Annotated in this window: 9 protein-coding genes; 5 read left to right on the top strand and 4 right to left on the bottom strand. The window is 69.3% G+C overall.

The features are described 5' to 3' along the window. Positions 1-257: 257 nt before the first annotated feature. Entirely contained in the window at positions 258-2,012 is a 1,755-nt protein-coding gene (locus tag O7621_RS06415; RefSeq protein WP_348775309.1) for an NAD(P)/FAD-dependent oxidoreductase, read from the top strand. A gap of 36 nt (positions 2,013-2,048) precedes the next feature. Here O7621_RS06415 and O7621_RS06420 read toward each other — a convergent pair whose 3' ends face one another. Beyond that, on the bottom strand, positions 2,049-4,679 hold the full coding sequence (locus O7621_RS06420) for a BTAD domain-containing putative transcriptional regulator (protein ID WP_282233173.1): 2,631 nt from the start codon (positions 4,677-4,679) through the stop codon (positions 2,049-2,051). Between the two features lie 1,927 nt (positions 4,680-6,606). Here O7621_RS06420 and O7621_RS06425 point away from each other — a divergent pair. Then, on the top strand, positions 6,607-7,821 hold the full coding sequence (locus O7621_RS06425; RefSeq protein ID WP_282233174.1) for a cytochrome P450: 1,215 nt from the start codon (positions 6,607-6,609) through the stop codon (positions 7,819-7,821). Next, complete coding sequence (locus O7621_RS06430) at positions 7,815-8,033, top strand: ferredoxin (RefSeq protein ID WP_348775310.1); 219 nt, start codon at positions 7,815-7,817, stop codon at positions 8,031-8,033. Before O7621_RS06425 ends, O7621_RS06430 begins: the two co-directional genes overlap by 7 nt. A gap of 39 nt (positions 8,034-8,072) precedes the next feature. Here the strand turns inward: O7621_RS06430 and O7621_RS06435 are convergent, their stop codons facing one another. Next, positions 8,073-8,288 (bottom strand): hypothetical protein, encoded by a 216-nt coding sequence (locus O7621_RS06435; RefSeq protein ID WP_282233176.1) that lies wholly within the window; start codon positions 8,286-8,288, stop codon positions 8,073-8,075. A gap of 1,028 nt (positions 8,289-9,316) precedes the next feature. On the opposite strand from O7621_RS06435, the gene O7621_RS06440 reads away from it, so the two are divergent. Further along, complete coding sequence (locus O7621_RS06440) at positions 9,317-9,709, top strand: nuclear transport factor 2 family protein (RefSeq protein ID WP_282233177.1); 393 nt, start codon at positions 9,317-9,319, stop codon at positions 9,707-9,709. A gap of 167 nt (positions 9,710-9,876) precedes the next feature. On the opposite strand, the gene O7621_RS06445 is transcribed toward O7621_RS06440, so the two are convergent. Together O7621_RS06445 and O7621_RS06450 are read right to left on the bottom strand one after the other, a co-directional pair. Continuing rightward, a complete protein-coding gene (locus tag O7621_RS06445; protein WP_282233178.1) occupies positions 9,877-10,683 on the bottom strand; it encodes an SAM-dependent methyltransferase in 807 nt (268 codons plus the stop codon). A 240-nt stretch (positions 10,684-10,923) separates the two neighbouring features. Then, complete coding sequence (locus O7621_RS06450) at positions 10,924-11,124, bottom strand: hypothetical protein (RefSeq protein WP_282233179.1); 201 nt, start codon at positions 11,122-11,124, stop codon at positions 10,924-10,926. A gap of 101 nt (positions 11,125-11,225) precedes the next feature. Here O7621_RS06450 and O7621_RS06455 point away from each other — a divergent pair, with 101 nt between their 5' ends. Next, positions 11,226-11,486: a hypothetical protein gene (locus tag O7621_RS06455; protein WP_282233180.1), complete on the top strand. Its 261-nt coding sequence runs from the start codon at positions 11,226-11,228 to the stop codon at positions 11,484-11,486. Positions 11,487-11,504: the final 18 nt, after the last annotated feature.

The following is an 11,504-nucleotide window of genomic DNA, read 5'->3' on the forward strand; positions in this document are numbered from 1 at the left end:
GCGGGGTCCCGGGACTCCCGCTGCGGCGACGCTAGGACCGTGCTCCCCAGCCCTCCTATGGGTCGCAGACCACCGCCGGCCCACTGCCCGGTAACCCTTCCGCGCCGCCGTGGTGCCCGGGCTCGCGCGGTTACCAGGCGATGGGCGCAGCCCGGAATGCCACCACTGCGTCGGTGCGCAGGCGCTCCTACCTTGGCGTCGACCTGTCGTGGACGCCGGGCCCGACAGCGTCGTCAGCCATCTCAGGAGGTCAGAACATGGGTAGAGAAGTCGGCTCCGAGTACGACGTCGTGATCATGGGTGGTGGTCCGGCCGGCTCGACGCTCGGAGCGCTGCTGGCCCGGCGGACGACGCTGCGCGTGGCGATCTTCGAGAAGGAGGAGATGCCCCGCGAGCACATCGGTGAGTCGTTCGCCCACCAGATGATTCCGGCGATCGAGCAGAGCGGCGCGCTGGAGAAGGTCCTGGCCAGCAAGTGCTGGGTGAAGAAGTACGGCGGTGTGTTCAACTGGGGCGAGGTCCCGATGGTCGCCTTCTTCGACCACCGCAACTACCTGGGCGACGGTGTGCCGCGCTTCGCCATGCACGTCAACCGGGCCGAGTTCGACGAGATCCTGCTCGATCACGCGGCAGACAGCGGCGTGGACGTGTTCGAGCAGACGTCGGTCGGGCAGTTCGAGTCGGACGCCGACGGATGCACGGTCACCCTCAAGGACGGCACGGTGGTGCGATCGAAGTACTTCGTCGACGCCTCGGGCCGGCGCAACAGCATTGCCGCCAGACAGAAGCGCGAGTGGCTGTCGAGCTACCGCAACATCGCCATCTGGCAGCATTTCCTCGGCGGTGAGCCGGTGCAGGACCTGCCCGGCGACTGGAACATCTTCCGGGAGAAGAACCAGTCGCCGATCGGCTGCTTCGCCTTCCAGAACGGCTGGTGCTGGTACATCCCGGTGCCGAAAGTCATCGACGGGGAACGCAAGCTCACCCACTCGATCGGCATCGTGACCATCCCGGAGATCCTCAAGCAGAAGGGCTCTGACTTCACCGACCAGCAGACGTTCATCGAGACGGTGCGCCAGGTGCCGTACCTCAAGGACCTGATCGGCAACGCCGAGCCGATCGACGACAAGATGCTCACAGCGACGAACTACTCGATGATCAACGGCCATTTCTCCGACTACGACGACCGCTGGCTGCTCGTCGGTGACTCGGCCTACTTCGTCGACCCGCTGTTCTCCTCCGGCGTCGCGTTCGCTACGAACCAGGCGGTGAACGCCGCGATGCTGCTGGAGCACACCCTCTCCGGCGAGCTCGACGAGCAGAGCCGCCGCGACCTGTGGCGCGACTACGACGAGGGCTGGCACGGAATGGCCGAGACCTTCGCGCTCTCGATCGACCAGTGGTACCACGCGCTGGGCAAGCAGGACCCGGAGAGCGTCTACTGGCGGCACCGTGGCAGCGGCCCGGACCTGGACATCCAGGAGCGGACGTTCGACGTGCTGCTCAACACCTCGGTCACGCCCAACCTCATGCAGTTGATCACGGGCGCGCCGATGCGCGGCGAAGGGCCGTTCACCCGGGCGAACGATCGCGCCGAGCCCGCCCCGATCGATCCCGACGCCACGCTGTCGCTGGCGCCGGGCGTGGCCGTGCGGGAGACGGTCGGGCTCGACGTGCCGGGCTTCAAGGGCCACCTCCCCCCGCCGCCCTTCGACGACGAGCTGGACGAGTCGACCAAGGCCGGGATTGCCACCTACTGGGCCGACCCGGTCGCCAACCGTGACGTCATCGACTCGCCGGTCGCCCGGCCGGTCCCGGCGCACCGCATCGGCTTCGCCGACGGCGCCGGCGACGTCGAGATCCGCGGCCTGGCCCGGGAGGGCACGGCCGAGCTGCTCGGTTACCTCGAGGCGGGCGTGACCATACGCAAGCTCGAGGGTCAGCTCACCGCGGCACAGCAGCAGCTGCTCAAGCGCCTGGTCCGCGCCGAGCTGGTCGTCGCCGCCGCTTAGTGAGCGGCGGGGCCGACCGGCCCCGCCGCTTCGCTGTCAGCGCTGATAGGCCGGCTCGTCCAGCTCCAGCAGCCGGCACAGCCACTCGGCTGCGATCCGTTGCTTCTGCTCGCGTACGGCAGGCACATGCCGCTCGTACGCGGCGTCGCGCAGCGCGCTGATCCGGAACTCGTACTCCGGCCGGCCGGACGCCGACACCCGGCCGGTGCGGACCAGCAGATCGAGGTTCTCAAGGTGCTGCACACCGTGCTTCGCGTCCGCGGCGCTGACGGAGCCGAGCGCGGCGACGGCGTCCTCTGAGAAGGCCGCACCGAGGACCACCGCGTCGAGCAGGACGGTCCTGGCCACCGGCGGCAACGCGTCGATCTGCGCGTCCAGCACGGTACGCACGGCGGGGGGCAGCCGGAGTGACAACGAGGTGCTGCCGGTCGCCTGCCGTACTGTGCCGGCGGGCCGATCCGGAGCATGGGCCAGCATACCGGCCAGTTCGAGCCCGAACAGGGGGTTCCCGCCGGCCTTGGCGACCACCGCGTCGACCGACGCGGGCGCAACGCCCCGACTGCGGTGGCCCAGGCGAGCAGCGGCCAGGTCCCGGATGTCGCAGTCGTCCAGCGCTTGCAGGACCGTGGTGCTGGCATACCGCTTGCCGCCGCCCCAGCCGGGCCGCCGGTTGAGCAACGCCTCCGGACGGGCGGTGACGATGGTGAGCAGGCTTGCCGGCCCGGTCGATCCGGCGAGCCTGTCGACGAGGTCGAGGACGGAGTCGGCGGCGCGGTGCACGTCCTCCACGATGAGCACGGTCGGGTGCCCGGCCGTGGCCGCCTCCAGGAAGGAGCACCACGCGGCGACGGCGTCCCTGCCACTGTCCGTCGTGCCGGTCACCAGGTCGCAGAGGTGTCCCAGCACCCGGTCCGGCTGGCTCAGCCCGGGCAGTCCGGCGACTGCCGAGGCCAGTCCGGCTCGGGTGCGGGACTCGTCCTCGTCCGGGGCGATCCCGCAGCACGCCTTGACGACATCGCCCAGCGCCTCGAGCCCGGTGCCATCCGGCGCAGTCGGGTCGCAGCTGCCGACCAGGCACTCGGCCGCCGGGTCCGCCGCCGAGACGCGGGCGATGAACTCGGCAAGCAGCCGGGTCTTGCCCATCCCGGCGGACCCGAGAACGGTGGTCAGGTGCGGGCGGTTGAGCCGGCGTGCCTGGGACCAGGAGTGCTGGAGGATTCGCATGTCGTGGTCGCGCCCGACGAACGGCTCGGCGGCTGCGCCGGACGGCGTGTCCCGCAGCGGCAGGGTACGGCGCTCGGTGGCCCGGCTCGCGGCGGTTGTCTGCTTGCAGATCGACACTTCGCCGGGGCGCGCCGCGATGAGCTGGGCCATGGCCCGGTCGAACGCCGCCCCGGTGACCGCAGGCAGTGCCCCCTCCAGCGGCCGGATGAGGGCTTTGCCGGTGGCGACGACCACCGTGCCGACCCGGTCGCCGCCGTCCGGCGACTGCCAGGCGAGACGGTCACTGATGGCCCGGGCGGTGCGCGTCGCGTACCAGGCGTCGAACTCCCCGGTGGCGGGCACCCCGAAGACAACCATCCACAGTGATCCCAGCATGCCGGCCATCGTGCCGCCGCACCGCGCAGCCTCGGCCTCGACCACCTGGGTGATGTGCTCGTGCGTCAACGCCCCCGGGGCCGGGTCCGGCGACTGAGCCGTCTCCTCGAGGGCGCGGACCAGCACCACACTGATCTGCTTGATCTCGGGGGCATCCCCGGCCCGGGGAGACCGGCCCGCTGGGTCGTCCGGGGCGTCCGGCGCACCTGGAACGGCCGGCGGTGGCACCAAGGCCGGCGGCGGTGGAACGGGCGGCGGCGGTGCCGGCTCCTTCAGGATGATCGGCTCGGTGTCCGGGGTCGCCGGCGCGCCCGGGGTCAGGTCGTGATTGAGGATGGCGCGTTCCAGCTGCTGTAGCTCCGGGCTGGGATCCAGGCCGAACTCCTCGATGAGCGCGGTCCGAGTGCGCTGGTAGATCGCGAGCGCGTCGGACTGTCGGCCGCAGTGGTAGAGCGCCCGCATCAGCTGCCCGGCCATCCGTTCCCGCAGCGGACCGGTCTGCAACTGGGTCTCCAGCTCGCTGATCACCTGGGCGTGCCGGCCCATCGACAGATCGGCCTCGACGAGACACTCGATCGCCGTCAGGCGGACGTTCTCCAAGGCGGTCAGCTCGGTCCAGTTCACCCCCGCCTCGACCAGGTCCACCAGGGCGGGCCCGCGCCAGAGGGTGAGCGCGTCGCGCAGAGTGCCGGCTGCCTGCTCCCACCTCCCCGCGGCGAGATCATCCCGGGCGGCCTCCACCTGCTGCTCAAAACAGATCATGTCCACCGACTCGGGCTGCACGCGCAGGAAGTAGCCGGGCGCGTGGGTGAGCAGCACCGGCGCCCCGGCCGTCATGCTGTTCATGCCGATGACACCGCGCAGGTGGGAGATGGCGTTGTGCAGCATCTTGCGACCGGTGGCCGGGGTGCCACTGGGCCACAGCGCCTTCATCAGCCGGCTGACCGGGATCAACGAGTTGTGGTTGAGCAGAAGGTAGCCGAGCGTCGCCCGGGAGCGGATCCCGCCGAGCGCCAGGCTGGTCTCGCGGTTGACGACCTCAAGATGACCAAGAAGCCGGAAATGCACGTGATCGACCCTCCTGAGAATGCGGACGAAGGACACGAATACCGTACCTCCGGCCGACTCGGCAGACATGAAGAATTGTCGATTGACACTTATCGGGCTGAAGCTGTCGGTTCGCCTCAAAGAACAACGCACTTCGTGTCATGCTGATGGACTCCGCCGGGGGCGCGCATCTCACGCTGGCGATTCCTCAGGCGTGGGCGCGGGAACGTGACACGGGCCGCTGCCACTGCTCCGTGTCCACGATGTACCAGATTGCGGGTGTGGCCGGGCAGAGCCGAGCGGCGCCGGCTGGCGACCCACCCGCCCGGGTACGTCCTGAGCCGGTCGCCACCCGGCCTGGTCGGGTGTGGTTCGGGACATCACCGCGGTGAAGGGGCCTGTCAAGGATGTCTGTGCCGGTGTTACGTCATCCACGCCGCCGTGGCGGCGCAATTGTGTCGAATCTGGTGCCGGAGATGCTCGTCGGCCTCCGGTGTCCTCCGGTCGCATTCCCGACCCCGCACGTCGAATGACAGCACGTATTTCGAGGCGTAGTTCAAAGGCGATGAAATATGTGCCGGACTTCCCGGCCAGGCTCGGGTTCCTCGCTGACGCGACAGCTTTTTGGGACATGTTCTCCACCGCCTAAGATCATGAATATCGGCATTCCGGGATCGGCTGACGCACCCCGGCGTCGGTGCGCTACAGCACCACCGAGCAGGTCCGTGAGCACCGCCAACGCGCCCTCGACGCCGCCCACGCCGCTCACGCTGAACGGTTCAACCGCCGCCCACGCGCACCGAGACCGCCCGACCAGGCCTAGATCAACCAGCCAACCCAGCAGGACCAAACCGTCTCAATCTGACGCGGCAACCACCGGAGAACGCGGCTTCATGATCCTCACCGGGCTGGCGGATACTTCGACACACCGCAGCCAGCCCACGACAGATCGGCAACATCATCCACGCCGCCTCCACCTCACCCACTTCGAATACCGACACCTACCAAATCCTTGCTGAGATCACGTCTCCGGGCCGGACCTCTGTCCCACGCGCTCGATGCAAGCGCTGACATCGGCAGATCGCTCGCCGCGCGGATGGCCGTCACACATGCCCTCTTCCCTGCCCGCGTTGAGACAGTCCACACAGGAAACAAGTCGGTCGGGACCAATCCACCCTGGTCGACGCGGTCCCCCTTGCCCGGTCGGCGTCGGTACGGCGAGTCCCATCAGGCGATTACCGGACCCACGAGCGGGCAACCGCGCGCCCATCGGCACGCCGGCACTGACGACGAAAGGCCAGCTCAGGAGCCGTATTCGGACCGTGGCCGCAGGACCGGCCGAGTCTTGCGCGCCGTCAGGGCAGTCAGGATCATCGTGAGGGCCGCGGACGCATCAAACCATCCACAACGGTATGCGGGGATCGCTCTTGACACGTCTTCTGACAGATAGACCCTCGCGCCCGGCCCTCGGCGGCGGCGGTGAGTAGCCCGCTGCCCGCCCTCGCACCGTACACCCTGCTCGGTCCCGGCCGCTGCGGTCGCGCTCGTCACCATGGCGATCGCCGACAGGTTCGCCGGCGCCTATCTCGGGGCCCGCACCAGCTTGGCCGCTGGGAGAGCGTCGCGCTGGGCGCCGGCATGAACGCGCGCGGCGTGGTCGTGGTCGCCACCGCCGGTCTGCGGCCCGGGGTGTCGTCCGTGGCCAGGTACCCGGTGGTCGTCCTCATCGCTGTGGTCACCTCGGTGATGGCGCCGCCCATCCTGCGCCACTCCAGGGCGCGGATTCAACCCACGACGGCCGAGCGGGAGCAGAGCTCGCCCTCGCGGGCCATCGAGACAAGGCAAAGCACGGCTGTACGACCGAAGCCCGTGGCCCGGCGATCCGGCCACGGCGACCGAACCACAACCGCTGGCGCCCTCCGCGACGCCGCAGTCAGGAGTATGTCCCGTGTCCAGCCCGCCTCTGCCCACATACCCGAAGTTGCGGGATCCCGCCGACCCGCTGCTCCCGCCCGCCGACTATCTCGCGATCCAGGCGGAGAAGCCCATCGCCAAGGTGCTGCTGCCGTCGGGCCGGCCGACTTGGCTGGTCACTGGGCACACGCTGGCCCGCCAGATCCTGACCGAGCCCCGCGTCAGCGTCGATCGCAAGCACCCGAACTTCCCGTATCCGGTGCCGAACCCGGACGCGGTCGTCGCCCAGGTGGCCCGGTGGACGTACATCCTGCTGGGTGACGACCCGCCCCTGCACACCGAGCGGCGGCGCCTGCTGATCAGCGAGTTCACCGTGCGGCAGGCGCAGGCGATGCGTCCCCGCATCCAGCAGCTCGTCGACTTCCACCTCGACCAGCTCATCGCCGCAGGCCCGGGCGCCGACTTCAGCAGCAACTTCGCGATGAAGGTCCCGTCGGCAGTCATCTGCGAGATGCTCGGCGTGCCGTTCGCCGACCACGACTACTTCCAGGAGCGCACCGCGCTGCAGCTGCGGCGCGACGTGACCGTCGCCGACCAGAAGCAGGCGATCGACGACCTGCTGGCGTACTTCGAGCAGCTCATCCAGGAGAAGGGCCGCCGTCCCGGCGACGACCTGCTGAGCCGGCTGATCGTCAGCAACCGCGAGGCGCAGGCCTTCGACCACGAAGCGCTGGTCGCCCTGGGCCTGCTGCTGCTGGTGGGCGGGCACGAGACGACCGCCAACACCCTCACGCTCGCCACCGCGACCATGCTGGAGCGGCCGGAGATCGCCGTGGAGCTGCGGTCCGACCCCTCGTTGATGCCCTCGGCGGTCGAGGAGTTCCTGCGCTACTTCAGCGTCGCCATCGCCGTGTCCCGGATCGCGATGGCCGACCTGCAGGTTGGCGACGAGCTGGTCCGTGAGGGGGAGAGCATGCTGCTGGTGCTCAACACCATCGCCCGTGACGGCGAGATCTTCCCCGAGCCGCACAAGTTCGATATCCACCGGAACGCCCGCAACCACCTCGCCTTCAGCCACGGCATCCACCAGTGCATGGGGCAGAACCTGGCGCGGGTGGAGATGCAGGTAGCCCTCGACACCGTGCTGCGGCGGCTGCCGGGGCTCAAGCTGGTCACCCCGTTCGAGGAGTTGCCGTTCAAGTACCGGCACCTGGTGTGGGGCATCGAGGAACTGAAGGTGACCTGGTGAGCGCGCCGGCCGGGACCGGCCCCGTGGCCATCGACCGGGAGCGCTGCCTGGGCTCGGGCCAGTGCCTGGCGATGGCACCCGAGGTGTTCGATCAGGACGAGGAGGATGGCCTGGTGATCTTCCGTGGCGGCACGCCGCCCGCGGCGGTGACGGCGGACATCGAGAACGCCGTGCACAACTGCCCCGCCGTTGCCCTCTCGATCACGAACTGACCGGTAAAGGCGGGGATCCACCCGCCTGTATCAACCAGCTCACTGGCTGTCGAAGCGCAGCACGGCGACCGGGAACTGGTCGCGTGCGGCGAGTTCGTAGGCGGCGGCGCGGGACAGGCCGAAGATCCGCGCCCCGGTGGTGATGTCGGTGACCGGGCCGAGGGCGCGAATACGGTCGGCGGTCCAGACGGTGTCGTCGGGCTGCTCGCTGTCCGGGCCGGGGCGGTCGGCGAATTGGTGGTCGGAGCTGGTCATGGCAGGGGTGGTCCTTCCGGTGACATCAGGTGGAGGGAATTCACCGGCCGCAGAGGGGAGGCCGGCGGGTCGGCACGGCGGGCCGCAGCGGGTCAGCGCGCCTGCGGATAGTCAGGGGTGGATACGCGGGCCTGGAAGGCCAAGACCGGCAGCGGAACAGTCCTTGGCGTCGCCCAGGTACCGCTCGGCCGGTCCACGCCTGCGGTACCGGTGGTCATCGGGTGAGGACGGGTCGCCGACGCCGTGCCGGCCGGGCCCCGTGCATCGGAGGCGCGCGGGGCGGGCAGGGTCCGGTCCGGCACCCGTACAGCCGCCGACGGCAGTGTGAGCGGGTTCGGCGAGCGGTCTGGAGGGGACGGACCAGCGGCAACGCGCTCCAGACCGACGCAACTAGGGTACGGCAGCCCTCCGACCACGATGGCGACCATGCCCGCGATGGTCCAGACGGTTCATGTCGCAGGTGCTGATCGTCGGTGTACCAGCGGCCGATGGCGGGCTGTCTCTCCTGCGTCCGGATCGTGGCGCGCAGTTGGGCGGTCGCTTGTATTGAGGCTGCGCCGGCTTCACCCAGACCCGCAACGCCTCGGGATGCACGCCGAGTTGGTCGGCGATCCGCCGGATCGAGCCCACCGCGCGGACGCCGCGTCCCGGCGGGCGTCGACCGCCAACCGGGTCGCGCGCTCACGCAGCTCGTCGGCGTACTTCCCCAGTGCGGGCATCGCTGGTGTTCCTCGGTGTCTACACGATCGCCCGGCGGCTCGGTCTGGACCCGAAGATTGTGCGCCGCTACGCCGATGCCCCCATCTCCTCGGCCCGAACGGCACCGTCTGGGACAGCATGCTCGACGCCCTCAAGCCCTACCTGCGACAACGCAGCGCCGAAGGAGCGCTCCGGTCTCGACGTGCAGGAGCCGGTGAGCCAGGGACAATGGTGGTGGCCGATGAAGTGCCCCGACCGCGCAGGTCGCCACCCGGTCTCCGGCCGGACGTGGACCGACGGCACCGCCAATGACCACCACAGGAGCCGAAATGCCGACCGACGAGCAGTTGCGGGGCAACAAGGACAGCGTCAAGGCGTTCTACGACCTGATGTTCAACCAGTGCCGACCCGCCGAAGCCCTCGAGCGGTACGCCGGCGCGACCTACATCCAGCACAACCCGCACGTCGGCGACGGCAAACAAGCCTTCATCGACTACTTCGAACGGATGGCAGCGGAGCACCCCGGCAAACACGTCCGGTTCGTGCGAGCCATCGCCGAAGCCGACCACGTCGTACTTCACTGCCACCAGACCTGGCCCGGCGACCACGACTACGCCGGCATCGACATCTTCCGCCTCGACGAAGACGGCAAGATCGTCGAACACTGGGACGTTCTGCAGGTCGTCCCCAGCACCTCCGCAAACGACAACGGCATGTTCTGACCCGTCTGATTCCCCCCCGAGCGGCTGCCGATCAGGCGACGACAGTGAGTGGCGGCCGCGCTGGCCTGCCGATACTGCGTGTCGCTGTCCGGATTCGGGCAAGAATCCGGGCGGAAGGGTGTGCACGGCCCTGCGTATGCGGAAGTGCCAGGAGCAACGCGGCCAGCTCAGCCGATGCGGCCGACACCGCCGAACAGGTAGACCTCGGGCTCGTCGGACTCCGGGTCCGGGCGCCAGCGTGAGCAGGTGACGACGCCGGGTTCCAGCAGGTCCAACCCGTCGAAGAAGCGTTCGAGCTCCACCTTGGTCCTGGCGCGGATCGGCGTGCCGCCGCGTTCGGTGGTTTCCCGCATCACGCGCAGCATCGGCTCGCCGTGGATCTCCGCCGTGGAGTGGGTGAGCACCAGGTGGCTGCCGGCGGGCATCGCCTGCACCAGTTGTGCGACGGAGCCGTACGCCACGTCGTCGTCCATGATGTGGTTGACGACGCCGAGGAGCATGAGCCCGATCGGCTGCGAGAAGTCGAGCGTCCGCCGCGCGGACGCGAGGATCGCGTCCGGCTGCCGCAAATCGGCTTCGACGTAGTCGCAACTGCCTTCCGGCGTGCTGGCCAGCAGCGCACGCGCGTGTGCCATGACGAGCGGGTCGTTGTCGATGTAGACCACCCGGCAGCGCGGGTCCAGGGACTGCGCGACCTCGTGGGTGTTGTCCGCCGTGGGCAGCCCGGTGCCGACGTCGAGGAACTGGCGGATGCCGGCGTCCCCGACGAGGAACCTGACCACCCGCTGGAGGAACGCGCGCTCGGACTTGGCTCCGATGGGGATGTCCGGGATGTGGGCGATGACCTCATCGCCGGCGGCCCGGTCTACCGCGAAGTGATCCTTGCCGCCGAGCCAGTAGTTCCATATCCGCGCCGAGTGCGGAACAGCGGTGTCTAGCTTGGAGCCTGAAGGGAGCTCCCAATCCTCGGTCATGGGGTAATTCTTCCGCAACGGCGGGGTGACGACGCAACTGGGGCGGCGGTTCGACGGCCAGGCCGAGCTCCAGTAGGGCACCCCTGGTGGTGAGTGGAGATCGTGTCCGGCAGACCGCGTTGCGGGCCTCTCTCTGTCGTGGTGGGGCCGGCGGGGTGACGACCTTCACATCGCTCGCGGCCAGCGCCTCCCGTAGTTCGGCGGGCGGCAGGGTGTCGGTGATCAGGTAGTCCGCGCTGCTTAGCTCGGAGACCTGGGCGAAGAGTCGGCGGCCGAACTTCGAGGAGTCGTGCGACCGGCCTCCGCATCGACCGCACCGACGCCGATGGCGGTGGGTGGCAGCGCCCCGGGCACCAGCAGATTGTTCGCCGCCACGGTGAGGTCGCGGTGCTGGCCCAGGTTGCGGGCGACCGCCAGGGTCGTCGTCCCTCTGTTGATCATGATGGTCGAGCTGTCCTCAACCAACGCCGCGGCCAGTGCCGCGATCTTCTCCTTCTCCTGCAGGCTGAGCCGCTGGTCGACGGCGCGGTCGGTGCGGGGCGGTGACCGCGACGACAGTCGCGTTCGTCGCGGCGTGTGGTGTGGACGACGGTGCGTCGGACCAGTCGGCAAAGTTCGACCGGATCATCGACGAGTTCACCGCGCAGAACCCGAACATTGAGATCGAGTTGCTGAGCGCGCCGTACGCCTCGGCCAAGCAACAGCTGCTCACCGGCGCCGCCTCGAAGACCCTGCCCGACGCACTCGCCCGCAGCACAGGAGAACCGGTCCTCGGCATGGCTACTCGTTCCGGGACAACGTGATCGTCCAGGAGACTCCGG

It is taken from the genome of Solwaraspora sp. WMMD937 (assembly GCF_029581175.1).
Taxonomy (GTDB): Bacteria; Actinomycetota; Actinomycetes; order Mycobacteriales; family Micromonosporaceae; genus Micromonospora_E.

What these genes read in the sequence shown, in the direction of transcription:
- O7621_RS06415 (WP_348775309.1), top strand. Translation starts at nt 258, where the DNA reads ATGGGTAGAGAAGTCGGCTCCGAGTACGACGTCGTGATCATGGGTGGT.
- O7621_RS06435 (WP_282233176.1), bottom strand. Translation starts at nt 8,288, where the DNA reads ATGACCAGCTCCGACCACCAATTCGCCGACCGCCCCGGCCCGGACAGC.
- O7621_RS06440 (WP_282233177.1), top strand. Translation starts at nt 9,317, where the DNA reads ATGCCGACCGACGAGCAGTTGCGGGGCAACAAGGACAGCGTCAAGGCG.
- O7621_RS06445 (WP_282233178.1), bottom strand. Translation starts at nt 10,683, where the DNA reads ATGACCGAGGATTGGGAGCTCCCTTCAGGCTCCAAGCTAGACACCGCT.
- O7621_RS06450 (WP_282233179.1), bottom strand. Translation starts at nt 11,124, where the DNA reads ATGATCAACAGAGGGACGACGACCCTGGCGGTCGCCCGCAACCTGGGC.